The organism is Streptomyces sp. NPDC058052, assembly GCF_042885515.1.
Classification (GTDB): domain Bacteria; phylum Actinomycetota; class Actinomycetes; order Streptomycetales; family Streptomycetaceae; genus Streptomyces.
Window position 1 is genome coordinate 13,122 of record NZ_JBHVRX010000036.1, and the last position, 24,292, is coordinate 37,413.

General features: G+C 73.4%; 22 protein-coding genes. 13 read left to right on the forward strand and 9 right to left on the reverse strand.

All coding sequences use genetic code 11. The features are described 5' to 3' along the window. Nucleotides 1-25 precede the first annotated feature (25 nt). Complete coding sequence (locus tag ACFVU3_RS33690) at nt 26-1,576, forward strand: FadD3 family acyl-CoA ligase (RefSeq protein WP_390072326.1); 1,551 nt, start codon at nt 26-28, stop codon at nt 1,574-1,576. Between the two features lie 132 nt (nt 1,577-1,708). Beyond that, complete coding sequence (locus tag ACFVU3_RS33695; protein ID WP_390072327.1) at nt 1,709-2,395, forward strand: hypothetical protein; 687 nt, start codon at nt 1,709-1,711, stop codon at nt 2,393-2,395. 4 nt (nt 2,396-2,399) lie between these two features. Here ACFVU3_RS33695 and ACFVU3_RS33700 read toward each other — a convergent pair whose 3' ends face one another. Next, on the reverse strand, nt 2,400-3,833 hold the full coding sequence (locus ACFVU3_RS33700) for a DUF2079 domain-containing protein (protein WP_390072328.1): 1,434 nt from the start codon (nt 3,831-3,833) through the stop codon (nt 2,400-2,402). Nucleotides 3,834-3,927: 94 nt separating this feature from the next. Here ACFVU3_RS33700 and ACFVU3_RS33705 point away from each other — a divergent pair, with 94 nt between their 5' ends. Next, nucleotides 3,928-4,602, forward strand: a complete 675-nt coding sequence (locus ACFVU3_RS33705) for a response regulator transcription factor (protein ID WP_390072330.1) — start codon at nt 3,928-3,930, stop codon at nt 4,600-4,602. Then, a complete protein-coding gene (locus ACFVU3_RS33710) occupies nt 4,595-6,100 on the forward strand; it encodes a sensor histidine kinase (protein ID WP_390072332.1) in 1,506 nt (501 codons plus the stop codon). Before ACFVU3_RS33705 ends, ACFVU3_RS33710 begins: the two co-directional genes overlap by 8 nt. Here ACFVU3_RS33710 and ACFVU3_RS33715 read toward each other — a convergent pair. The 4 genes from ACFVU3_RS33715 to ACFVU3_RS33730 all read right to left on the reverse strand — a co-directional run bounded on the left by ACFVU3_RS33715 (nt 6,076) and on the right by ACFVU3_RS33730 (nt 11,458). Further along, nucleotides 6,076-6,207, reverse strand: coding sequence for a hypothetical protein (locus ACFVU3_RS33715; protein WP_390072334.1), 132 nt, complete (start codon nt 6,205-6,207; stop codon nt 6,076-6,078). The genes ACFVU3_RS33710 and ACFVU3_RS33715 overlap by 25 nt on opposite strands. A 308-nt stretch (nt 6,208-6,515) precedes the next feature. Beyond that, complete coding sequence (locus ACFVU3_RS33720) at nt 6,516-6,710, reverse strand: hypothetical protein (RefSeq protein WP_390072336.1); 195 nt, start codon at nt 6,708-6,710, stop codon at nt 6,516-6,518. Nucleotides 6,711-6,925: 215 nt separating this feature from the next. Continuing rightward, nucleotides 6,926-10,102 (reverse strand): BTAD domain-containing putative transcriptional regulator, encoded by a 3,177-nt coding sequence (locus ACFVU3_RS33725; protein ID WP_390072338.1) that lies wholly within the window; start codon nt 10,100-10,102, stop codon nt 6,926-6,928. Nucleotides 10,103-10,249: 147 nt separating this feature from the next. Further along, the gene (locus ACFVU3_RS33730; protein WP_390072340.1) at nt 10,250-11,458 is read right to left on the reverse strand and encodes an RNA-guided endonuclease InsQ/TnpB family protein; all 1,209 of its coding nucleotides are present in this window, start codon (nt 11,456-11,458) and stop codon (nt 10,250-10,252) included. A 242-nt stretch (nt 11,459-11,700) separates the two neighbouring features. Here ACFVU3_RS33730 and ACFVU3_RS33735 point away from each other — a divergent pair, with 242 nt between their 5' ends. Further along, nucleotides 11,701-12,927 (forward strand): amidohydrolase family protein, encoded by a 1,227-nt coding sequence (locus ACFVU3_RS33735; RefSeq protein ID WP_390072342.1) that lies wholly within the window; start codon nt 11,701-11,703, stop codon nt 12,925-12,927. A 28-nt stretch (nt 12,928-12,955) separates the two neighbouring features. Here ACFVU3_RS33735 and ACFVU3_RS33740 read toward each other — a convergent pair whose 3' ends face one another. Both ACFVU3_RS33740 and ACFVU3_RS33745 read right to left on the reverse strand, forming a co-directional pair. After that, nucleotides 12,956-13,369 (reverse strand): PIN domain-containing protein, encoded by a 414-nt coding sequence (locus ACFVU3_RS33740; protein WP_390072344.1) that lies wholly within the window; start codon nt 13,367-13,369, stop codon nt 12,956-12,958. Next, on the reverse strand, nt 13,366-13,587 hold the full coding sequence (locus ACFVU3_RS33745) for a type II toxin-antitoxin system VapB family antitoxin (protein ID WP_376599468.1): 222 nt from the start codon (nt 13,585-13,587) through the stop codon (nt 13,366-13,368). The genes ACFVU3_RS33740 and ACFVU3_RS33745 overlap by 4 nt, the downstream gene beginning before the upstream one ends. A gap of 160 nt (nt 13,588-13,747) precedes the next feature. Here ACFVU3_RS33745 and ACFVU3_RS33750 point away from each other — a divergent pair, with 160 nt between their 5' ends. From ACFVU3_RS33750 to ACFVU3_RS33775, 6 genes are all read left to right on the forward strand, one after another. Then, entirely contained in the window at nt 13,748-14,665 is a 918-nt protein-coding gene (locus tag ACFVU3_RS33750) for a TIGR03619 family F420-dependent LLM class oxidoreductase (RefSeq protein ID WP_390072418.1), read from the forward strand. 11 nt (nt 14,666-14,676) lie between these two features. Next, nucleotides 14,677-15,438: an SDR family NAD(P)-dependent oxidoreductase gene (locus ACFVU3_RS33755; RefSeq protein ID WP_390072346.1), complete on the forward strand. Its 762-nt coding sequence runs from the start codon at nt 14,677-14,679 to the stop codon at nt 15,436-15,438. 90 nt (nt 15,439-15,528) lie between these two features. After that, on the forward strand, nt 15,529-16,653 hold the full coding sequence (locus ACFVU3_RS33760; RefSeq protein ID WP_390072348.1) for an LLM class flavin-dependent oxidoreductase: 1,125 nt from the start codon (nt 15,529-15,531) through the stop codon (nt 16,651-16,653). Nucleotides 16,654-16,811: 158 nt separating this feature from the next. After that, complete coding sequence (locus ACFVU3_RS33765; RefSeq protein WP_390072350.1) at nt 16,812-18,551, forward strand: amidohydrolase family protein; 1,740 nt, start codon at nt 16,812-16,814, stop codon at nt 18,549-18,551. Beyond that, the gene (locus tag ACFVU3_RS33770) at nt 18,548-20,005 is read left to right on the forward strand and encodes an aldehyde dehydrogenase family protein (RefSeq protein WP_390072352.1); all 1,458 of its coding nucleotides are present in this window, start codon (nt 18,548-18,550) and stop codon (nt 20,003-20,005) included. The genes ACFVU3_RS33765 and ACFVU3_RS33770 overlap by 4 nt, the downstream gene beginning before the upstream one ends. Nucleotides 20,006-20,297: 292 nt before the next feature. Then, complete coding sequence (locus ACFVU3_RS33775) at nt 20,298-21,863, forward strand: APC family permease (protein ID WP_390072354.1); 1,566 nt, start codon at nt 20,298-20,300, stop codon at nt 21,861-21,863. Between the two features lie 95 nt (nt 21,864-21,958). Here the strand turns inward: ACFVU3_RS33775 and ACFVU3_RS33780 are convergent, their stop codons facing one another. Next, nucleotides 21,959-22,171, reverse strand: coding sequence for a hypothetical protein (locus tag ACFVU3_RS33780; RefSeq protein ID WP_390072356.1), 213 nt, complete (start codon nt 22,169-22,171; stop codon nt 21,959-21,961). A 58-nt stretch (nt 22,172-22,229) separates the two neighbouring features. Here ACFVU3_RS33780 and ACFVU3_RS33785 point away from each other — a divergent pair, with 58 nt between their 5' ends. Beyond that, the gene (locus ACFVU3_RS33785; protein WP_390072358.1) at nt 22,230-22,694 is read left to right on the forward strand and encodes a GNAT family N-acetyltransferase; all 465 of its coding nucleotides are present in this window, start codon (nt 22,230-22,232) and stop codon (nt 22,692-22,694) included. On the opposite strand, the gene ACFVU3_RS33790 is transcribed toward ACFVU3_RS33785, so the two are convergent. Continuing rightward, a complete protein-coding gene (locus ACFVU3_RS33790) occupies nt 22,669-23,433 on the reverse strand; it encodes a GNAT family N-acetyltransferase (RefSeq protein ID WP_390072360.1) in 765 nt (254 codons plus the stop codon). The genes ACFVU3_RS33785 and ACFVU3_RS33790 overlap by 26 nt on opposite strands. A gap of 108 nt (nt 23,434-23,541) precedes the next feature. Here ACFVU3_RS33790 and ACFVU3_RS33795 point away from each other — a divergent pair, with 108 nt between their 5' ends. After that, a complete protein-coding gene (locus tag ACFVU3_RS33795) occupies nt 23,542-24,243 on the forward strand; it encodes a hypothetical protein (protein ID WP_390072362.1) in 702 nt (233 codons plus the stop codon). Nucleotides 24,244-24,292: the final 49 nt, after the last annotated feature.

Below are 24,292 nucleotides of genomic sequence, written 5' to 3' on the forward strand. Positions count from 1 at the left end.
AGCTCACGGGACGGTGGAGGCGGAGATGCGCGGTGACCTGGAGTGGGGCACGATCCCGGGACTCGTACGGTCGGCGGGGGAGCGGTACGGCGACCGGGAGGCGGTCGTCGACGGCCGCGCCCGCGTCCCGTACGCCGAACTCGCCGCCCGCGTCGAGCGGTCCGCCGCGGCCTGCGTGGCCGCCGGGGTGCGCGCCGGGGACCGGGTCGCGATCTGGGCGCCCAACAGCCTCGACTGGATCGTCGCGGCCCTCGGCGCCGTCACCGCCGGCGCCGTCCTCGTCCCGCTCAACACCCGCTTCAAGGGCACCGAGGCCGCCGACGTCCTCGCCCGCTCCCGCGCCCGGCTCCTCTTCGTCACCGGCACCTTCCTCGGCACCTCGTACGTCGCCTCGCTGCGCCGCGCCGGGGTCCCGCTGCCCGAGCTGGCGCGGGTCGTCGTCCTCGGCGACACCGCGCCCGACGAGGCCGGATGGACCACCTGGAAGGCGTTCCTCGCCGAGGGCGACCGGATCTCCGCGGCCCGCGTCCGGGCCCGCGCCGACGCCATCGACCCCGACAGCCCCTCGGACATCGTCTACACCTCCGGCACCACCGGCCGCCCCAAGGGCGCCGTCATCAGCCACGCCCAGACCCTGCGCTGCTACGAGGAGTGGGCCGCGCTCGCCGGCCTCGCCGAGGGCGACCGCTACCTCGTGGTGAACCCCTTCTTCCACACCTTCGGCTACAAGGCGGGCGTCCTCGCCTGCCTGATGCGGGGCGCGGTGATCGTGCCGCAGCCGGTCTTCACCGCCGACACCGTCCTCGCCAACGTCGCCGCCGAGCGGATCAGCGTGCTCCCCGGCCCGCCCACCCTCCACCAGTCGCTCCTCGACCACCCGGCCCGCGCGGCGCACGACCTCTCCAGCCTCCGGCTCGTCGTCACCGGCGCCGCCGTCGTCCCGCTGCTCCTCGTCGAACGCCTCCGCTCCGAGCTGGGCATCGCCACCGTCCTCACCGCCTACGGGCTCTCCGAGGCGAGCGGCCTCGTCACCATGTGCCGCCGCGACGACCCCGACGGGACGATCGCCACCACCTCGGGCCGGGCCGTCCCCGGCACCGAGGTCAGGCTCTCCGGCTCGGGCGAGGTGCTGGTCCGGGGGCACAACGTGATGCGCGGGTACTTCGAGGACGAGGAGGCGACGGCCGCGGCCATCGACGCCGACGGCTGGCTGCGCACGGGCGACATCGGCGTCCTCGACGAGGCCGGGAACCTGCGGATCACCGACCGGCTGAAGGACATGTTCATCGTCGGCGGCTTCAACGCCTACCCCGCCGAGATCGAGCAACTCCTCGGCCTCCACCCGGAGATCGCCGACGTCGCCGTCATCGGCGTGCCCGACGCCCGGCTCGGCGAGGTCGGCAAGGCGTTCGCGGTGCGGCGGCCGGGCGCGCGGGTCACCGCCGACGACCTGATCGCCTGGGCGCGGCGGGAGATGGCGAACTACAAGGTGCCCCGGGAGGTCGAGTTCGTCGCCGAGCTGCCCCGCAACGCCGGCGGGAAGGTGGTCAAGGGCGAGCTGCGGAGGCGGGGTTGAGGCCCGCCCCGCTTTCCGGAGGATTGGAATCCGTTTATGGAAATGGGGAGGGGGCGGCAACCGGAACGAGCCGTGCGCACGTCATACGGGCGCACCTCCCCCTCCCCCTCCCTCCGAACCGAGGAGCACCAGGTGTCCACGCAGGAGTTCCCCCTCACCCTCACCCCGCAGCAGGCCGCCACCGGCGTCGTCATCCCGGTCACCCTGCCCGGCAACGTGGGCGGCCCCACCCGGATCCACGTCCCGCCCTGCCGCCACGGCGACGTCATCCCCGTCCCGTTCGCCGGCACGACCGTCCTCCTCCGCATCACCGTCGCCGGCGGCCAGGCGCCCGCGCGGCGCCTGTCCGGAGTCGCCGGCTGCCTCGTCCCGCTCCTCGTCCTCGGCGCCGTCATCGGCGGCTCGTACCTCCTCAACGGCAACGACAAGGACGACAAGGCCGGATCCACCGGCCCCGGACCCGTCCCCACCTTCTCGGTCTCCCCCTTCCCCAGCCTCGACCTCGACCTCCCCACCGACCCCGCCGCCACCCCCACCGAGGAGGAGCCCGACCCCTACGAGAAGGGCACCTGCCTCAACGGCACCCTGCCGGACTCCGAGACCGCCCAGTCCGTCAGCGGCGTCGAGGAGGTCCCCTGCTCCGCCTCGGACGCCCACTACAAGGTCATCCAGACCTTCCCCTTCACCTCCGACATGAACAGGTGCAACGACAACCCCAAGACCCAGTACGCCTTCTCGCACCGCTACACCATGAACGGCACCACCATCAGCGAGTACGTCTACTGCCTCGTCGGCCTCGGCTCCTACGCCCGCGGCTGACCCGTCACCGCACCCGGGCCAGGAGGACGACACCGGCCTCCTCCCGGACCACCCGCCACTCCGGGTCCGCGGCCGCCTCCCGCAGGGCGCCGTCCACCGCGCCCGCCGGAAAGCCGTCCAGCCGGTCCACGAGCAGCCACCCGACCGCCGGGTCCCGGTCGAGAAGACCCGGCGCCGCGAGCCGCACCACCGTCCGGTCCGTGAGGTGCGGGGCGAGCGTGTTGCTCGCCGCCACCCGCACCCCGTCCGGAACCCGCGCCACCAGCGCCCGTGCCGCCGCCTCACGCGGACCCTCCCGCCAGAAACCCGGCGTGGCGAGCTGCGCGGTCGGCTGGAGCGGCAGCAGCAGCAGGACCGCCCCGAGCGGGACGCCCAGCGCCGCCCGCACCCCGCGCAGCCCCGGCACCGGCAGCCGCGCTCCGCGCCGCACCGCGTCCACCAGCGCCGCGAACGCCACCGGCACCAGCACCGCCGAGTAGTGCAGCCCCGGCTCCCAGTGGGACGGCACCGACGAGGTGAACCGCCAGGCCAGCGTCGGCAGCAGCAGCCACGCCAGCGGACTGCGCACCACCAGGCCGCCCGTGACGGCCAGCAGCGCCAGGACCGTCAGCACCTTCACCGACCAGCCGTCGAGGAACCCGTACGCGCCCCCGACCTGCTCCGCGTACAGATACCGCCCGTCCGGCGCGAAGCCCGGGATCACCACCTTGAGGACGAGCAGCGCCGCCAGCACCGACCCGCCGGCCAGCACCCACCCCGCCCGCCGCTCCCGCCGGTCCCGCGCCCGGTGCGCGATCAGCAGCCCCAGCACCGCGGCCGTCGCCCCCAGGTCCTCCTTCACCAGCAGCAGCCCCGCCGCCCACCAGGCCGCCGCCCGCAGCCGCCCGTCCAGGAACGCCCGGCACGCCAGCGCCAGCAGCGGCAGCGCGAACGCCACCTCGTGGAAGTCGAAGCCGACCAGCGTCTGCGTGCCCCAGGCCAGCCCGCACGCCGCCGCGACCACCGGACCCGCGAACGGCCGCCCCGGCAGCTGCCGCTGGGCCGTCCGCCCCGTCACGTACACCGCCGCCGCGACCAGCGCCGCCTGCGCCACCAGCAGCACCTCCACGTGCGGCACCAGCCGGTACACAGGACCGAGCAGCGCCAGCACGGGATGGAAGTGGTCCCCGAGCAGCGGCAGCGCCTCGCCCTCGAACCCCGCCGGGGCCGTCGCCGTCCGGATCTCCGACGCGGGCAGCCGCCCCTCCGCCCACGCGCGCACCGCCTGACCGAAGATCCCCAGGTCGTAGCCGGTCGTCCGGAACCGGGCGTGGTTGCGCAGCGCGAACGCGCCGTGCAGGAAGAAGAGGACGGCGGCGACGAGCGCCGGCCCGGTCCGGGACGCGGCGACCGCCCGCCCCCGCAGCGCCGGAGCCTCCGGCATGGTGATCATGAGCATGGGAGGCAGCTTCGGCGGGAGCCCCTGAAGGGCCCCTGAAGATTCCTGAGGAATTCCTCAGGAAAGGCCCGGCCCTGCGGCGATACTCGGGACCATGCGCATCCTGGCGATCGAGGACGAGGAACGGATAGCCGCCTCGCTGCGGCGCGGTCTCACCGCCGTCGGCTACACCGTCGACGTGGCCCACGACGGCGTCACCGGACTCCACCTGGCCCGCGAACACCGCTACGCCGCCGTCCTGCTCGACCTCATGCTGCCCGGCCTCAGCGGCTACCAGGTCTGCGCCCGGCTCCGCGCCGAGGGCAACGACGTGCCGGTGCTGATGCTCACCGCGAAGAACGGCGAGTACGACGAGGCCGAGGGCCTCGACACCGGCGCCGACGACTACCTCGCCAAGCCCTTCTCGTACGTCGTCCTGGAGGCCCGGCTGCGCGCCCTCGTCCGCCGCGGCGGCGCCCGCGTCCCCGCCCTCCTGGAGGCCGGCGACCTGTGGCTCGACCCGGCCCGCCGCACCTGCGGCCGGGGGAGCGAGCAGATCACGCTCACCCCGAAGGAGTTCGCCGTCCTGCACTGCCTGCTGGGCCGCCTGGACGAGGTGGTGCCCGTCGTCGACGTCCTGGACGAGGTGTGGTCCGCGGACTTCACCGGCGACCCGAACATCGTGCACGTCTACATCAGCGCCGTACGGAAGAAGATCGACGCCCCCTTCGGGCGCGAGACCATCGAGACCGTGAGAGGCGCCGGCTACCGGGTGAGCGGCCGTGCGTGACCCCGGACGCCCGGTGTGGGCGACCCGCCCGGTGTGGGCCTCCGGCCTGGCCGCGGCCCTGGTCGTCGGCTGCGCGGTGGCCTGGCTCCAGTACGCGGACCGCGCCGCCGGCCTCCGCTCCACCTGGCCCGCCGTCCACCTCAACGACGACCGCGTCGGCCCGCAGATCGAGTGGATCACCACGTGGGGCACCTGGGCCGGCGCCCTGTACGTCGCCGCCGTCTGCCTCCTCGCCGGGAAGGGCGGCCCCTGGTGGGTACGGCTCCGGGGCGCGACCGCCGCCGCCGCCGTGACGGCGACCCTGTACGCCACCTACGGCAGCTGGCTCCTCAAGGAGAACGAGGAGTCCAAGATCGACGTCGCGGAGAAGGCGTTCCGCTGGGGCATCGCCTGCATCGGCCCCTCCGCCGGCCTCATCACGGCGGGGGCCGTCGCGGTGGCGGTGGGCCGCGGCGGCGCCCGGATCTCCTTCCGGGGCCGGGTGGCGCTCACCGCCGGCGCCGTCACGGGGGCGCTCTTCCTCGCGGGCGTCCGTACCTTCCAGTCCCTGGAGGAGGCCCACCAGTCCCTCGACAAGGTCTACTGGATCGCCCTCACCACCGGCGTCCCGCTGGCGGCCCTCCTGACCGGCTTCCTGGTGCACCGCATGGTCGCCCGGGCGCTCGAACCGGTGGAGGCGATCCGCCGCGAACTCGCCGACATCACCAGCCGGTCGCTCCACCGCCGCGTCCCCGTCCCCCCGACCGCCGACGTCATCGCGGACCTCGCCCGCACCACGAACGCGACCCTGGACCGGGTGGAGGAAGCGGCCACCCGGCAGCGCGAGTTCACGGCCGACGCCGCCCACGAACTCCGCAGCCCGCTCGCCGCGCTGCGCGCCCAGCTGGAGTCGGCCCTGCGCCACCCGGAAGCGGTGGAGGACTGGCGGGAGGTGGTGACGGAGGCGGCGGCGGACGTCGTCCGCCTCCAGCGCCTCGCCGACGACCTGCTCCTGCTGGCCAGCCACGGCTCGGTCCCCCCGGTCCGCGAACCGGTCGACCTGTCGGCCCTCGCCGAGGACCTGGTCCGCGAGCACCAGCACCTCCCGGAGGCGGCCGAGCTCCGCGTCCGCTGCGAGGCCCCGGACCCCGCGGTCCTGCCCGGCAACCCCACCCACCTGGACCGTCTCCTCCGCAACCTCCTGGCGAACGCCTGCCGCCACGCGAGGTCCGAGGTCACGGTCAGCGTCCGGACGTCGGCGACGGAGCTGACCCTCGCGGTCCGCGACGACGGCCCCGGCATCCCGCCCGCCGACCGCGCCCGCGTCTTCGCCCGCTTCACCCGCCTCGACGCGTCCCGCACCCGCGCGAACGGCGGCGCCGGCCTGGGCCTCCCCATCGCGAGGGACCTCGCCGCGGCCCACGGCGGCACCCTCACCATCGAGGACCGCCCGGCGCCCGGCGCCTCGCTGGTGGCCCGCTTCCCCTCCGGGGATCAGCCGGCGCGGAGGTCGCCGTAGGCGGTGGTGCCGGTGATGTGCATGTTCGCCGAAGCCGGAGCGGCCGTGCCGAAGGAGAGCGCGGCGGCGACGACCGCGAGGGCGAAGAGACGTTTCGTGCGGCTCATGGCGGACTCCTCGTGAAGGGGTGGGAACCGGGGCGGAACGATCCTCGCGGCGGGGCCCCACCGCCGCGAAGTGGAAGGTTCTACTTCGTCAGGTGACCGGAACAGGAGGAAGGGGCCGGGCAGATGCCCGGCCCCTTCCCTTCGGCGGTCCGATCGCGTCGCGCGCGGTCCCTGCCGGACGAATCCCCCCTGGTTCCGTCCGGAGTCCCCCGGGACCGTGCGCTCCCCCGTCGACCGGGCCTCCTGTGGGTGGCACCGGCGGCTCCCCCGAACCTGCCGCCGGTGCCGTCATCCCCGTGGGGAGTGGTCTACTTGGCCGGCTCCGACGTGATGTGGAGGTTGTCCGTCGAGGCGCCGCCCTCGCCGAGGACCTTGTCCGCGATGGCGTCGGCCGGCTCGGAGGTGATGTGCAGGTTCTTGGTGCCGACGGTCTCGGAGCCCTCACCCGTGATGTGCAGGTTCTCGGGCTTGACGATCGGGTCGGTGGCGTTGGTGTCGCCCATGACGGTCCCCTCCAGATGGATGACTTCGGTGGTGAACGGGGCCCGTCCGGCTCCTCCCCCGTGGACGGTCGGCCGGGCCCCTCGGAATCGCTCACCCTAGTGCGCCGGGCTGACGACCTCTTTCCCGACCCGTCTGCCCCCCGACACGGCGGATCGTTGAGGAAGACTCTGCCGGGCCGCGATAAACGAATGATGAACGCCCGCGGAGCCCGAGGTCAGGCCGCCAGCGGCGGGGCCAGGAGCGCCTTCACCTCGGCCGCCTCCGGCGCGTTCAGCTCCTCGTAGATGTCCAGGGCCTCCTGCCAGCAGACCTGGGCGCGGCCCGACTGGCCGAGGCCCTGGAGGGCCCTGCCGAGGACGGTGAGGACATTGCCGCGCCGCCACTCGCCCCCGATGCCCCGGAGGACGGTCAGGGCCTTCTCCGCTCCGGCCGCCGCCACGCCGTGGCGGCCGTCGACGATGTCGACCTCGGCGATCCGGAACAGGGTCATGCCCTCCCACAGCCGCTGGCGGCTGTCGACGAAGACGGCCAGCGCCTCGTGCAGCTGGTCGCGGGCCTCGTCCAGGCGTCCGCCCTCGGTGAGGGCCAGGCCGAGCGCGTAGCGGCCGTTGGCGCCCTTGAGGGCGTGGCCCATCTGCTCGTACATGTCGGCCCCTTGCTGGGCCATGCGGATGGCGTCCTCCTTGCGCCCCGTCGCGAGGCGGATGCGCGAGAGGTTGCACAGGGCCGCGGCCTCGCCGGCCCGGTCCTCCGCCGCGCGGAACTCCGCTATGGCGCGCGTCAGATGGTCGTCGGCGTCGCCGAACCGCGCCTGGTAGTGGGCGATGGCCCCCCGGGCGTTCAGCGCCCAGCAGATCGGCAGGCGGTCGCCCACGGACCCGGAGAGGCCCGTCACCTCCGCCGCCTCGCGCTCCGCGTGGTCGAAGCGGCCCTGGTAGTGGTGGACGTAGGCCAGCACGTTGGCCGCCCGCCCCTCCGCCCGCACGTCACCGGTCTTCGCCGCCGCCTCCCGCAGGACCGTCGCCACCGCCTCGTACTCCTTGGAGTTGGCGCCGGACTCGGCCAGGTCGAGGGAGGCCCACAGGAGGTCGACCGCGCGGCGGAGGGTGGCCGGGGCGGTGGCGGACTGGCGGACGCAGGCGAGGAGGCAGTGGGACTCGGCGTAGAGCCAGTCCTGCGCGTCGTGGCGGTCGGTGAAGGACAGGCCCTCGTACGTCGCCGGCTCCAGGTGGTCGACCAGGCGGTCGCCGGGGCGCTCGATGGCGTAGACCCGGGCGGCGGTCGAGAGGTAGAAGTCGAGGAGGCGCGAGAGGGCCGCCTCCTTCTCCGTCGGCGGGTGCTCGTCGCGGTCGGCGCAGGCGCGGGCGTAGAGCCGGACCAGGTCGTGGTAGCGGTAGCGGCCGGGGGCCGCCGACTCCAGGAGGGACGTGTCGACCAGGGCCTCCAGCAGGTCCTCCGTGTCCCACAGGGGGAGGTCCAGGACGGCTGCGGCGGCTCCGAGCGAGATGTCGGGGCCGTCGGCGAGGCCCAGGAGGCGGAAGGCCCGCGCCTGGGCCGGCTCCAGCTGGCCGTAGCCCAGCTCGAAGGTGGCCTTGACCGCGAGGTCGCCGGCCTGGAGCTCGTCGAGGCGGCGCCGCTCGTCGGCCAGCTTGGCGGCGAGGACCGACACCGTCCAGGTGCGGCGGGCCGCGAGGCGGGACGCGGCGATGCGGATGGCCAGCGGCAGGAAGCCGCAGGCGGCGACGACGTCGAGGGCCGCCTCCCGCTCGGCCCGCACCCGCTCCTCGCCGACGATCCGGGTGAAGAGCTGGAGCGCTTCCTCGGGGGACATCACGTCGAGGTCGACCAGGTGCGCGCCGGCCAGGTCCACCATGCGGATGCGGCTGGTGACGAGCGCCGCGCATCCGGCCGTGCCGGGCAGCAGGGGCCGGATCTGGGCGGCGTCCCGCGCGTTGTCGAGGAGGATCAGGACCCGGCGGCCGTCCAGTGTCGAGCGGTAGAGGGCGGCCCGGTCCGCCAGGGAGTCGGGGATGGCCGAGTCGGGTGTGCCGAGGGCGCGCAGGAAGGAGCCGAGGACGGTCTCGGGCGCGGCGGCCCGGGAGCCGGCGCCCTGGAGGTCGACGTACAGCTGCCCGTCGGGGAAGTGGGGGCGCGCCTCGTGGGCGACGTGCACGGCGAGCGTGGTCTTGCCGACGCCGCCGATGCCGGCGAGCGCCGAGACGGCCATGACGGAGCCCTCGGCGGTGGCGAGCTGTGCGCCCAGCTCCCGCACGAAGGCCGCCCGTCCGGTGAAGTCGGCGACGGTGGCGGGCAGCTGGGCGGGGCGGGCGATGGGCGCGGCGGCCGGGGCCTGTTCCTCGACGGGCCGGGCCAGTTCGGCGTCGCCCTGGAGGATGCGCTGCTGGAGCCGGGAGAGTTCGGGGGTCGGGTCGACGCCCAGCTCGTCGGCGAGGAGCCGGCGGGTGTCGGCGTACACGGCGAGGGCCTCCGCCTGCCGTCCGCCCCGGTAGAGCGCGAGCATCAGCAGTTCGCGCAGCCGCTCGCGCAGCGGGTGCGCGGCGGTGAGCGCGGTCAGTTCGGAGACGGCCTCGGCGTGCGCGCCGATCTCCAGGTCGACGTCGACGCGGGTCTCCAGGAGGGTGAGCCGCCACTCCTCCAGGCGGGTCCGCTGGGTGTCGGCGTACGGCCCCGGCACGGAGGCGAGGACCTCGCCGTCCCACAGGTCGAGGGCCTCGGCGAGCCGGTCGCGGGCGGCGGTCCGCTCGCCGGCGGCCCGCAGCCGGTCGGCCTCGGCGGCGAGCTCCCGGGCGCGGGTGAGGTCGAGCGCGGTGGTGCGCAGCGCGTAGCCGCCGGACTCGCTGACCAGCACCTCGGCGCCGAGGACCTTGCGGAGCCGGGAGGCGTAGGTGCGGAGCGCGGCGAGCGCCTGCGAGGGGGGTTCCTCGCCCCAGAGGGCGTCGATGAGTTCGGAGGCGGTGGCGGTGCGGCCGCCGCGCAGGAGCAGGGCGGCGAGCAGGGCCCGCTGCTGCGGCGAGCCGGTGGCCAGCGCCTCCTCGTCCCGCCAGGCCCGTACGGGCCCGAGCACCCCGAACCGCAGCCCGGCGCCGCCCGGGGCGGCGGCCTCGGCGGGGGGAGCGGCGGCCGCCGGCGCCGCGGCCGGTCCTCCGGCGGGTGCCGCGGCCGCGGGTGCGGTGTCCGGCCCTCCGGGGGGAGCCGCCGCGTCCGCGGTCGTGTCCGCGGCCGTGCGCGCCTCGCCGGCGGGTGCCGCGGCCGTCGGTGCCGTCTCCGCCGCGCCCGGCCTGGCCCGCTGCCGGGGCACGCCGGACTCCGGCCCGGCCTCGTGCCCGCCGGGGTCCCGCGCCGGGACGCGCGGCCCGTTGTCCTGCCCCATGGCTCCCCCTGCCCCTACCGGTGGTATCGCCCCGGACAGTCTGCCTTGTCCGGAGCGAGCGCGTCAGCATCGGGGCGCGGTTGTGGGGGACCTTTGAATCCTCCCCTCCCTGGCGGGAGGGGATTCCTGGCTCACTTCGCCTGGCACCTAGCAGGTGGCAGGTCTTACGAGGTCAGCACCAGCCGGGTCGAGACCTGCCCGGACGAGCATCACGTGTGCGGAGTTCTTGTCCCGGGGGGACACGGCTCCGCACGCGGTGCACGTATACGTTCTTTCGGAGAGGGGGAGTGCGTGCTTGGTTCTCGCGCCGCATCGTGCGCAGTCCATGGTGGTGTGCGCGGGGTGAACAAGGTGCACGGTCCTGCCGTGCTTGCGGGCCATGTCGATCAGTGCCGTCTTGGTGGCTGCGATCGCGGCGTCGGCGGCTTTCCGGGACATGGTGCGGCATCGGGCTAGGAACTTGGGGTGGAAGTCCTCCACCGCGAGGTGGTCGAAGTCGCGGACGACTTTCTTGGCCCACTTGCGGCCGGTGTCCTGCCGCTGCCGGGCGATCTTCTTGTGCAGCTTCGCGGCGGCCTTGCGGGCCTTGCGGTAGCCGGCGGTGTCGGGCCGGTTCTTCGGAGTCGCCCTGCGGGCCATCATCCGCTGGTAGCGGGCGAGTCTCTGCTCGGCCGTCTTGCCGTGTCGGGCGTGGGGGAGGTCGTGGGCGTCGGAGGTCGTGGTGGCGGTCTCCTTGACGCCCCAGTCGACGCCGATCGCCCGGCCGGTGGCCGGCAGAGCCTCGGTCATCGCGGGGACGACGAACGAGCAGTACCAGTGACCGAGACTGTCCTGGTACACCCGGACCGAGCTGGGCGCGGACGGCAGATCACGCGACCACACCACCGTCAGCACGATCCCGCCCGCCAGGCACAGGCGACCGTCCTTGAGTCGGAAACCCCGCTGCGTGTAGTTCAGGGTGGGCAGTGCGTCGCGCTTGCGCTTGACGCGGGGCATCCCGGACCGGTGCCGCACCGGCCTACCCGCCTTGATGTCCTTCAGCGCTTTTGCCCGGGATCCGGCGAAATCCCGGATGATCTGCTGCTGCGGGACACTGGCCCCTGCCCGTAGCCACGCCGTCGACCTCCTCGCGGTGGTCAGCATCTTGTCCAGTTGAGCCGGACCGCACGTGATCGTGTGCTCGGCGGACTGGTTCAGGCTGTGGACCTTGCGTGACACCGCCACGCACTCGTTCCACACCCAACGACAGCGCGCCCACTCGGCCGCAAGGCCAGCGCGAGCAGCCGACGACACGCGCAACCGGAAGGTGTACCGGGCATGCCCGGCCACCGTCGTGACAGCTCCTGTCGTCGCCATGTCCCGGAAGCTAGCACCCGTCACTGACAACGGAAGAGAGCGCAGGTGAGGGTAGTTGCAGAGGGGACTCCAGCGCTTCAACCGTCCGAGCCGAGGATCCTGTCTCCCTGTAAGAGGGAGACACCTCACCCACCCAGAGGCATCCCAGGCGCGCCATCGAGCGCCCGGACCTTCATCGCTGTGTCCCGATCCCGCCGCCACAGGAGCTGACGATTCGTCAGATCAACGCTACCGTGAAAGGCATGGAGACCCAGGAGACCTTCCCCAGGATCATCTCGGTGGACGACCACACCGTGGAGCCCCCGCACGTCTGGCGGGACCGGCTCCCGTCCCGGTACCGCGACACCGGCCCCAGGATCGTCCGGGCCCCGCTGAAGGAGATGACCTTCCTCGGCGGCAGGTTCGCGCCCGTCATGGGCGCGCCGGGCGACGACGGGCCGATCGGCGACTGGTGGGTCTACGAGGATCTGCACAGGCCCCTCACCCGTCTCGACACGGCCGTCGGCTACGACCGTGACGAGATACGCCTCGAAGTCATCACCTACGAGCAGATGCGGCCGGGCTCCTTCTCCGTCCCCGACCGGCTCGCCGACATGGACGTCAACCACGTCCAGTCCGCGCTCTGCTTCCCGACCTTCCCGCGCTTCTGCGGCCAGACCTTCACCGAGGCGTCCGACCGCGAACTGGGCCTGCTCTGCGTGCGCGCGTACAACGACTGGATGGTGGAGGAGTGGTGCGGGCCGGAGGCGCGCGGGCGGCTGATCCCGCTCACCCTCATCCCGCTCTGGGACCCGGAGCTGGCCGCCGCCGAGGTGCGGCGGAACGCCGCGCGCGGGGTCCGGGCGGTGGCCTTCTCCGAGATCCCGCCGCACCTGGGGCTGCCCTCGGTCCACACCGACCACTGGGACCCCTTCTTCCGGGCCTGCGACGAGACCGGCACGGTCATCGCGATGCACATCGGCTCGTCCAGCCGGATGCCGTCCACCTCGGCGGACGCCCCGCCGGCGGTCGGCTCCACCATCACCTTCGCCAACTGCTGCTTCTCGATGGTCGACTGGCTGATGAGCGGCAAGTTCGAGCGCTTCCCGAACCTGCGGATCATGTACGCGGAGGGCCAGATCGGCTGGATCCCGTACATCCTGGAGCGGGCGGACGTGGTCTGGGAGGAGAACCGCGCCTGGGGCGGGGTCGCCGACAAGGTCACCCGGCCGCCGTCGGAGCTCTTCGCCGGGCACGTCTTCGGCTGCTTCTTCGACGACGCCTTCGGGCTGCGCAACCTCGACGCGATCGGCGCCGCGAACGTCCTCTACGAGACGGACTACCCGCACTCCGACTCGACCTGGCCCAAGTCCAAGGAGGTCGGCGAGGCGCAGATGGGCCACCTGGCCCCGGACGTCGTCGACCGGATCGTGCGCGGCAACGCCATCGACCTGCTGGGCCTGACCCCGGAGGGGCTCTGGCGGCCTTGAGGCGGGCGGCGGGCCCCGCCCCGCCGGGTCAGGCCAGGGCGTCCCGCACGCCCTGCTCGCTCAGATCGGGCGCGTGCCGGGCGACGGTCCGGTAGTCGTCATCGTCGTGCAGGACGGTCAGTCCGTGGTGGGCCGCCGTGGCCGCGATGATCAGATCGACGGCCGACGCGCCGTGGTGCTCCCCGGCCCGTGCCATGCGGCGCTGCACCGCGTCGATCCAGCGCCCGGCGTTCTTCGGTACCGCGACATCGGGGTAGAGGTCGGCGAACATCTCGGCGATCTCGTCGTACTCCCGCCCGTTCCGGGCGCTGTGCAGGAATTCGGCGCGCTGGGGGTAGCACGATGCGATCGCCTCGGCGTCGATCGCATCGTGCCAGGCGGCCTGGAGCGCCGGGTCCCCGAGCAGCCGGACGAGGCCGGAGGTGTCGAGGAGGTAGATCACCCGGCGTCCTTCTCGGCCCGATGGCGTCGCTCGGCGTCCTCGACCGCTCCCCAGTGGCGGGCCCGCTCGAAGTGGCGCCCGATGCGCGCGGCGCGCTCCTGTCGTTCGGCGTAGAAGCGCAGCGCGAGGTTGACGGCCTCTTTCTTGGTTCGCGCCTTGGAGAGGGCCATGGCCCGCTCCAGCGCGTCCTCGTCTATGTCGATCTGAGTGACGGCCATGGCGGGCCCTCCGTCCTGTGGGTCATGTACAAAGAACTGTACGTCTTACACATCACGCTCGCCCGGCGATGCGTCGCCGCACCCCTTGCCTGACGACCCGTCAGGGTCCAGCATGGCCCCGGCACCAGAACTGACGCAGCGTCAGATGAAGGGGATCCCCATGGTGGTCTACGGCATGCAGCTGCCGGTCCAGTCCCAGTCCGTGATCTACGCCGAGCCCTGGGAAGCCGGGGCCGGGCCGGCGGACCTCCTCGCGGTGGCTCGCGCCGCGGACGCGCACGGCTTCGACTACGTCGCCTGCTGCGACCACGTGGCCATCCCGCGCCGGCTCGCCGCCGGGATGAGCACCGTCTGGTACGACCCCGTCGCCACGCTCTCCTTCCTGGCCGCCGCCACCGAGCGGGTCCGGCTGCTCTCGCACGTCGCCGTCGTCGGGCTGCGGCATCCGCTGGTCACCGCCAAGGCGTACGCGACCGTCGACCACCTCTCCGGCGGCCGGCTGGTCCTCGGGGTGGGCGCCGGTCACGTGCAGGAGGAGTTCGAGGCGGTCGGGGCGGACTTCGCGGGGCGCGGGGCGGTGCTGGACGAGACGCTCGACGCGCTGCGGGCGGCGCTCGGCCCGGAGGAGTACCCGGAGCACCTGGGGGAGCGGTTCGCCTTCAAGGACCTGGGGCAGCGGCCCCGGCCCGCGCAGGAGCGGATCCCGGTCTGGGTGGGCGGCTCCTCCCCGGCGGCGGTGCGGCGGGCCGCGCTCAAGGGCGACGGCTGGCTGCCGCAGGGCGACCCGCGGGACGTGCTGGCCCGCCGGATCGAGCGGATCCGGCGGTCGCGCGAGGAGGCCGGGCTCACCACGCCGTTCGTCTTCGGCGCGATCGCCGAGCCGCTGTACGTGGGCGCCCCCGGCTGGGAGACCGGCCGGCGGACGCTCACCGGCCCGCCGGAGGAGCTGGCGGCCTCGCTCCGGGAGTACGTGGCGATGGGCGTCGGCCAGATCCAGGTGAGGTTCCGCAGCCGGAGCCGTACCGAACTCATCGACCAGATGGCGGCCTTCGCCGAAGGGGTCGCCCCGCATCTGTAGGGAGTACGCGCATGGGCAAGCTGGACGGGCGGGTCGCGATCGTCACGGGGGCGGCGCGCGGGCAGGGTGAGCGGGAGGCGCGGCTCTTCGCCGCCGAGGGGGCGAAGGTGGTCCTCGCGGACGTGCTGGACGGACCCGGGGAGGCCCTCGCCAAGGAGCTGGGGGAGGAGCGGGCCGCCTACGTCCACCTGGACGTGACCCGCGAGGAGGAGTGGACGGCCGCGGTGGCCGCCGCCAGGGAGCGGTTCGGGAAGATCGACGCGCTGGTGAACAACGCCGGCATCCTCCGCTTCAACGAGCTGCTCTCGACTCCGCTGGAGGAGTTCCAGGCCATCGTCTCGGTCAACCAGACGGGCTGCTTCCTGGGGATCAGGGCGGTCGCGCCGGAGATCGCGGCGGCCGGCGGCGGCACGATCGTCAACACCGCCTCGTACACCGGCCTGACCGGGATGGCCGGGGTCGGCGCCTACGCGGCGTCCAAGCACGCGGTGGTCGGGCTGACCCGGGTGGCGGCGCTGGAGCTGGCGCCGCGGGGGATCCGGGTGAACGCGGTCTGCCCCGGCGCCATCGACACCCCGATGAGCAACCCGGAGGGGGTGGACCCGGCGGCGGCCGGCGAGCTGTACCGCAAGCTCGTGCCGCTGGGCCGGATCGGCCGCCCGGAGGAGGTGGCGGCCCTCGCCCTCTTCCTGACCTCGGACGACTCCTCGTACGTGACGGGCCAGCCGTTCGTCGTCGACGGCGGCTGGCTGGCCGGGGTCTCCCTGTTCTGATCAGATCTGACGATCCATCAGGTATTGACACGGCGCAGTGCATCCAAGAATCTGACGACACGTCAGAAACTCACGAGGACGGTGACTTCCGTGGAATTCGGGATCTTCGTACAGGGATACGTCGGCAAGCGCGCCGAGACCGATCCCGAAGCCGAGCACAAGGCCCTCATGGAGGAGACCGAGTACGTCATCCAGGCGGACAAGTCCAACTTCAAGTACGCCTGGGCCTCCGAACACCACTTCCTGGAGGAGTACTCGCACCTCTCGGCCAACGACGTCTACCTGGGCTACCTCGCCCACGCCACCGAGCGCATCCACCTCGGCTCCGGCATCTTCAACCCGCTCGCCCCGGTCAACCACCCGGTGAAGGTCGCGGAGAAGGTCGCCATGCTCGACCACCTCTCCGAGGGCCGCTTCGAGTTCGGCTCCGGCCGCGGCGCGGGCAGCCACGAGATCCTCGGCTTCTTCCCGGGCATCACCGACATGAACCACACCAAGGAACTCTGGGAAGAGACCATCGCCGAGTTCCCCAAGATGTGGCTCCAGGACGAGTACGCCGGCTTCCAGGGCAAGCACTGGTCCCTGCCGCCCCGCAAGATCCTCCCCAAGCCGTACGGCACCTCCCACCCCGCCATGTGGTACGCCGCCGGCTCCCCCTCCTCGTACGCCATGGCCGGGAAGATGGGCCTCGGCGTCCTCGGCTTCAGCGTCCAGAAGGTCTCCGACATGGAGTGGGTCGTCGAGTCCTACAAGAACGCCATCAAGGAGGCCAGGGCCGTCGGCGACTTCGTCAACGACAACGTCATGGTCACCTCCACCGCGATCTGTGCCGAGACCCACGAGAAGGCCGTCGAGATCGCCGTCGGCGGCGGCCTCAACTACCTCCAGTCGCTGCTCTTCCGCTACCACGACACCTTCCCGCGCCCCGAGGGCGTCCCCGAGTGGCCCGAGCTGCTCCCCGAGTACTCCGCCGAGATCATCGAACTCCTCATCGCCGAGGAGCTGATGATCTGCGGCGACCCCTCGGAGGTCCTCGCCCAGTGCAGGCGCTGGGAGCGGGCCGGCGCCGACCAGCTCTCCTTCGGCCTCCCGATCGGGATCTCGTACGAGGACACGATGAACACGATCAAGCTGATCGGCGAGCACGTGATCCCCGAGATCGACACGGACCCGGTCCACCGCACCACCCGCTTCCGGCAGGCGGCCGGCTCCTAGGCCCGTCCCGAGGGCCCGCACAGCGGGTCCGGGGCGGCGTCTTCCCGGACCGCCGCCCCGTACCGGCCCCGGCCGGAGGCCCTTCCGCGGCGGCCTCCGGGCCGGGGCACACCCGCGTCCGCGCGCAGCACGTACGGAACCGCAGAAAGGGATCGCCCATGCTCGACCACCTCATCACGGGCGCCACCGTCGTGGACGGCACCGGCGCACCCGCCTTCACCGCCGACGTCGGACTGCGCGACGGCCGCATCGCCGTGATCGCCGAGCCCGGCACGGTCGCCGAGGAGGCCAGGACCACCCAGGACGCCACCGGACTCGTCCTCGCCCCCGGCTTCGTCGACCCGCACACCCACTACGACGCCCAGCTCTTCTGGGACCCGTACGCCACCCCCTCCATGAACCACGGCGTCACCACCGTCGCCGGCGGCAACTGCGGCTTCACCCTCGCCCCGCTCCACCCCGGCCGGCCCGAGGACGCCGACTACACCCGCCGCATGATGTCCAAGGTCGAGGGCATGGCCCTGGCCGCCCTCGAAGAGGGCGTCGACTGGAGCTGGTCCTCCTTCGGCGAGTACCTCGACGCCCTGGAGGGGCGGATCGCCGTCAACGCCGGCTTCATGGTCGGCCACTGCGCCCTGCGCCGGTACGTGATGGGCGAGGACGCCGTCGGCGGAGAACCCACCCCCGAGCAGCTCGCGGCGATGACCGCCCTCCTGGAGGAGGCCATGGAGGCCGGCGCCTGGGGCCTGTCCACCACCCAGTCGTCCACCCACTCCGACGGCGACGGCGCCCCCGTCGCCTCCCGGCACGCGAGCCCCGCCGAGCTGATCGCCCTGGCGAAGGCGGTCGGCGAGCACGAGGGCACCCAGCTGGAGGCGATCCTCGCCGGCTGCCTCGACCAGTTCTCCGACGCCGAGATCGACCTCTTCGTCGAGATGTCCGCCGCCGCCGGACGGCCCCTGAACTGGAACGTCCTCACCATCGACGCCTCCGTCCCCGAGCGCGTCCCCCGCCAGCTCACCGCCTCCGAGCGGGCCCGCAAGTCCGGCGGCCGGATCGTCGCCCTCACCATGCCGATCCTCACCCCGATGAACATGTCCCTCGGCACCTTCTGCGCCCTCAACCTCATCCCCGGCTGGGGCGAGATCCTGGGCCTCCCCGTCCCCGAACGGATCGAGAGGCTCCGCGACCCCGACGTCCGCGCCGAGATGCTCCGCCGCGCCGACTCCCGGGAGGCCGGCGTCTTCCGCCGCCTCGCCCACTTCGGCCGGTACGTCATCGGCGACACGTACAGCCGGGAGAACGAGGGACTGACCGGCCGCGTCGTGAAGGACATCGCCGCCGAGCGCGGCCAGGACCCCTTCCAGTGCCTCGTCGAGATCTGCGCCAACGACGACCTCAGGACGGTCCTGTGGCCGATGCCCACCGACAACGACCCGGCCTCCTGGGCGCTGCGCGCCGAGACCTGGCAGCACGAGGACGTCATGCTCGGCGGCTCCGACGCCGGCGCCCACCTGGACCGCATGTGCGGAGCCCCGTACACCACCCGCTTCCTCGGCGACTGCCTGCGCGGCCGGAAGCTGGTCCCGCTGGAGCAGGCCGTGCGGATGCTCAGCGACGACCCGGCCCGCCTCTTCGGGCTCCGCGAGCGCGGCCGGATCACCGAGGGCTACCACGCCGACCTGGTCCTCTTCGACCCGGAGCGGATCGACGCCGGCCCGGCCACCCTCGTCCACGACCTGCCCGGCGACAGCCCGCGCCTCGACTCGCGGGCGGTCGGCATCGTCTCCGTACGCGTCAACGGCGTCGAGACGGTCAGGGACGACGAGGTGACCGGGGCGATCCCCGGGCGCGTCCTGCGCTCGGGCCGTGACACGAGGACGGTGAACACCCGGTGACGATCACCGAGAGGCTCTACATCGGCGGCGAGTGGACCGAGCCCGACGGCGGCCACTACGAGGTGGTGAACCCGGCCACCGAGGAGACCGTCGGGCTCGCGCCCGAGGCGTCGAGGGGCCAGGTGTACGAGGCCGCCGCGGCCGCCCGCGACGCCTTCGCGGCCTGGTCCCGCACGAAGCCCGAGGAGCGGGCCGCGATCCTCGACCGCGCCGCCGCGATCATGACCCGCGACGCCGACGCGCACACCGTCCTGGCCCGCGCCGAGACCGGCGCCACCACCGGCACCGCGCGCGGCATGCAGGTGGCCGTCGGCTCCTCCCGCTTCCGGCGGTACGCCAAGGGCGCCCTGGAGCCGGTCGAGCAGCCCCTGCCGCCGCAGATCAACGAGGCCGGACCCATGGGCAGGGCGGGGGTCTTCGGGGCGGTCGCGGTACGGCGCCCGGTCGGCGTCGTCACCTGCGTCACCTCGTACAACAACCCCTGGGCCAACCCGGCCGGCAAGATCGCGCCCGCGCTCGCCATGGGCAACACCGTCGTGGTGAAGCCGGCCCCGCAGGACCCGCTGTCGGTCTTCGCCATGGTCCGCGCCCTGGAGGAGGCCGGTGTCCCGGCCGGCGTGGTCAACCTGGTCACCGGCTCGGCGCCCGCCGTGGGCGAGGCGGCCGTCGACTCCCCGGACGTCGACATGGTCTCCTTCACCGGCTCCACCGCCGTCGGCCAGGCCATCGGCGAGGTCTGCGGCCGGGCGATGAAGCGGCAGCTCATGGAGCTCGGCGGGAAGGGCGCGGCGCTCGTCTTCGACGACGCCGACCTGGACTCCGCCGTGATGGGCATCGGCACGACCTTCTCCTTCTACAGCGGCCAGATCTGCACCGCCCCGACCCGGGTGCTCGCCCAGCGGGGGATCCACGACGCACTGGTCGCGAAGCTGGCCGCGTACGCCGGCCACCTGAAGGTGGGGGACCCGGCCGCGCGGGGCACGGTGGTGGGCCCGGTGATCTCGGCGGCCCACCGCGACCGGGTGGAGGCGTACGTCGAGCTGGGCCGGAAGGAGGGCGCGCGGATCGTCGCCGGCGGAGTCCGGCCCGACCTGGAGCGGGGCTTCTACGTGGCGCCGACGCTGCTCGCCGACTGCACCAACGACATGCGGGTCGTCCGGGAGGAGATCTTCGGTCCGGTCGTCGTGGTCGTGCCCTTCGACGACGAGGAGGAGGGGATCGCCCTGGCCGACGACAGCGACTACGGCCTGATCGACTACGTCTGGTCCGGGGACGTGGCCCGCGCCTTCCGGGTGGCCGCCCGGCTGCGGGCCGGCGGGGTCGGGATCAACACGATCGGCCGGAACATGGAGGCCCCGTTCGGCGGCTTCAAGAAGAGCGGGGTGGGCCGGGACGTGGGGTCCTACGCCCTCCACGCCTACAGCGAGACGCAGGCGGTCGTCTGGCCCGGCTGACCGGCCGGTACAACGACCGGAACCCGGTCCTCCCAAGGGGTCGGGCCGTGCCGGAGGCGCCCGCGAAAATTCCTCGGGAAAATTTCGAAACGGACATTCCGGTCTCGGCTGCGGTTCCCGCATATCGGACATCCGGCGGCCGACCTACCAGTTGGTCGGTCCGTCCGGGTGGTCGATCTTTCAATCATTGGCCGGTGTCCCGATTTGATCTCGCAATGCAAGGCTCTGATCGATCACATGAGCGGAGTCCACGCTTCCGGATAAGGAAACCGCAGCATTTAACGTCCTGTTCATGACTCAGGTGGACGTACGGCCCCAGGCCGGAGACACGGTAAGGGGCGCCACCGCCCCGGGCGACACGCAGGACATGCGCAAGAAGGGCCTCGGCGGCAACTCCGTGGGCCTGCTCGGCAATGCCGTCATCGGCATCTCCACCGTGGCCCCGGTCTACTGCCTGACCTCCACCCTCGGCTCCACCGCGGGCGAGGTCGGCCTCCAGATGCCCGCCGTGTTCCTCGCGGGCTTCCTCCCGATGCTCCTCGTCGCCTTCGCGTACCGGGAGCTCAACAAGGCCATGCCGGACTGCGGCACCTCCTTCACCTGGACCGTGAAGGCGTTCGGCCCCAAGATCGGATGGATGTGCGGCTGGGGCCTGGTGATCGCCACGATCATCGTGCTCTCCAACCTGGCCGGCGTCGCCACCTCCTACTTCTGGCTCCTCGCGGGCGAGATCACCGGCAGCGGATCGATCGCCGCCCTGGACGGCAACAAGGCCGTCCACATCGTCACCTGTCTCGCCCTCATCGCCACCGCCACCGCGATCAGCTACCGCGGCATGACGGCCACCAAGGGCGTCCAGTACGCCCTCGTCGGCCTCCAGCTCGTCGTCCTCGCCGTCTTCGTCGCCCTGGCCCTCTCCAAGGCCGGCTCCTTCGAGACCTCGGTGGACTTCTCCTGGTCCTGGATGAACCCCTTCGCGGTCCAGTCCTTCGCCGCCTTCACCGCCGGCCTCTCCCTCTCGATCTTCATGTACTGGGGCTGGGACGCCTGCATGGCGACCAACGAGGAGACCACCGGCAGCGAGAAGACCCCCGGCCGCGCCGCGCTCATCGCGATGGTCGTCCTGGTCGGCTCCTACCTCGCCACCGGCATCGCCGCGCAGATGGCCGTCGGCTCCGGCGACCAGGGCCTCGGCCTGGCCAACCCGGAGACCTCCGACAACGTCTTCGCCGCCCTCGCCGGCCCGGTCATGGGCCCCGTCCTCGGCGTCTTCCTCTTCGTCGCCGTCCTGGCCTCCGCCGCCGCGAGCCTCCAGACCACCTTCATCCCGGTCGCCCGCACGGTCCTCGCCATGTCCACCTACGAGGCCCTGCCGACGTCCTTCACCAAGGTCCACCCGGTCTTCAAGACCCCCGGCAAGGCCACCGTCGTCGCCGGTGTCGCCACCGGCGCCTTCTACACCGTGATGACCCTGGTCAGCGAGCACGTCCTGGTCGACACCATCTACGCGCTCGGCCTCATGATCTGCTTCTACTACGGGATCACGGCCTTCGCCTGCGTCTGGTACTTCCGCGCCGAGCTCTTCCGCTCCTTCCGCGACTTCGCCTTCAAGGGCCTCATGCCGGCCCTCGGCGGCCTCATGCTCACCGCGGTCTTCGGCAAGACCCTCTACGACATGTGGGACCCGGCCTACGGCTCCGGCTCCGCCGTCTTCGGCGTCGGCTCCGTCTTCGTCATCGCCGTCGGCCTGCTCCTCCTCGGCGCGGTCATCATGCTCGTCATGCAGCGCCGCAGCCCCGCCTTCTTCCGCGGCGAGGTGCTGACGAAGGAGACCCCGTCCCTGGTGGTCGCCGACTGACGCGGCCGCTCCGTACGCACCGCTGAGTCGTCCAGAAACGCGAAGGCGGCGGGCCCGTGGGGGGTCCCGCCGCCTTCGTCCCGTGTCCGGGACCCCTACCGCCCGGGCAGCAGTCCGTCCACCGCCCGGTGGACGGGGGGCAGGTCGGCGGCCTGGGCCGGGAGGGGCTCGGGGGCCAGGACACCGCTGAGGGGGACGACCGACGGGAGGTTCATGCCGCCCGTGTCGGCGGCGGCGGCGCCCGCGGAGGCGAGACCGCCGGTGGCGGCGAAGGCGGTCAGGGCGGCTGCGGTGAGGAGCTTCTTCATGCCCGCTCCAACGGGCCCCGGGCGCGGGCGGTTACGAACGGGTCCCTACCATCGCGCCATGAGCACCGAGAGCGGCTGGTCCCTGCGGCCGGGACGGGCGGAGGACGTCGAGACCGTCGCCGAACTGCGGGCGGCCGTCCTGCGCGACGACCTGGAGCGGCTCGGACGGTACGACGGGCAGCGGGTCCGGCAACGGCTGCGGGACGGGTTCTCGCCCGCGTACACCTCGATCGTCGAGACCGGCGGGGCGCTCGCCGGCTGCGTGACGCTCCGCCCCGACGACCGCGGCGACGGCCTCGTCCTGGAGCACTTCTACCTCGCCCCGGACCTCCAGGGGCAGGGCCTCGGCACCGCCGTCCTGCGCCACCTGCTGGCCCGCGCCGACGCGGCCGCCGCCCCCGTCCGGCTCGCCGTCCTCCAGGGCAGCGCGGCCCGCCGGCTCTACGAGCGGGCCGGCTTCACGCGGGAGGCGGAGGACGCGGTGGACGTCTTCATGGTCAGGGCGCCGGCGCCTCCCCGATGAGGGCGGTCGCGACCGTACGGAAGCCGAGCCGGGCGTAGAGGCGCTCCACGTCCGCGTCCGAGGCCGTCAGGAAGACCAGGCCCGTGCCGCGCGCCCGGGCGTCCGCGACCAGCGCGGCGGTCACCGCGAGCGCCAGGCCCCGGCGCCGGGCCTCCGGCCGGGTGCCGACGCCCACCACCTCCGCCACGTCCCCGACGGGCTGGACCTGGCCGCCCGCCAGGGCCTCCCCGCTCGCCGCGTCGAAGGCGGCGGCGAGGACGGTCAGACCCTCCGTGATCCGGGCGGCGACCCGCCGCACGTCACCGGGGCCCGGCGTCGCGCCGAAGGCCGCGTACGGGGCGGCGACGGCCGCCGCCAGGTCCGGATCGCCGGCGGCGAGGGTGCGGACGCGCGCGCCCTCGGGCGCCGAGACGGCGAGCGGCGCGCCGTCCAGGACCATCAGCGGGTGCTCGTGCACCACGATCCCGCTCGCCTCCACGGCGGCCCGCAGCCCGGGCGTCGTCTCCGCCACCCACTCGAACGCCTCCGGCAGCCCCAGCTCCCGCTGCCGGGCCCGCACCCGCTCCACGTCCTCCACGGTCGCGTCGTCCGGGTGCCCGGGCGTCGGCCGCGCGTAGAACGGCCACCCGTCGGCCCCCTCCCGCACGAAGAAGGTCAGCGGTCCGAAGTCCTCCGCGCGGGCGGAGGAGCGGGGCACGGCGTCGTAGTACGACTCGATTCGGTTCAGCACGCGCGTCATCCAAGCACTCCGGCGGCCCGGCCGCCGGAGGATTCCCCGCCGGGAACCACCGCGGGGCATGAGCACGTCACCCTCGTCATCACCGTGTTCGACCGGGGGGAGACCATGATGAGCGGGACGCGCACCTGTCCGGGATGCGGGCGCGACGACCGGGTGCAGGCCGTGCCCGCCGTGCACGTCGCCGGCCGGGACGCCGTGACCGGCCGCGAGCGCGACCGCGACGGCGACCTGCGGACCGTGACCCGGACGGTCACCACCGGGCTCTCCGACGCCCTCTCGCCGGTGCCCCGCCCGCCGTCCCACGGGATCGTCGCCCTCGGGGCGCTCGCCGCGCTCGTCGCGATCGGCACCTTCGTCGGCGGGGTCCAGGCCGGGCACTGGTTCGAGGACCCGGCCATGGAGACCGGCCCCGACGGCATGCCGCGGGTGGGCGGGGTGTACCTCGTCCCCGGCGGCTCGACCACCCCGGACTACACGCAGCCGCTGGGCCCGGCCTCGGCGCCCCCGCCCGACTTCGCGTACCTCGGCTGGATCTCGGCCGCGGCGCTCCTCGTCGTCGTCCTCGTCGCCGTCGTGACGTACCGCCGCCGGACCGCCTTCGCCCGCCTGACGGAGGGCCGCCCGCGGGCCGAGGAACTCTGGTCGCACGGCTGGTACTGCCACCGCTGTGGCACGGTCCACCTCGCGGACGTGCCCGGCGAGGACCGCACGCCGCTCACCCTCCAGCGCTTCCGCGAGAAGGTCTGGGGACACGGCGGATACGGGGAACTCGCGGCGCGGCAGCGGGCGGTGGACCCGGCGCGGGGATGACGCGCGCCCGCCGGCGCCGTACCCCTCGGAATCCGCGGCCGCAGCCCCT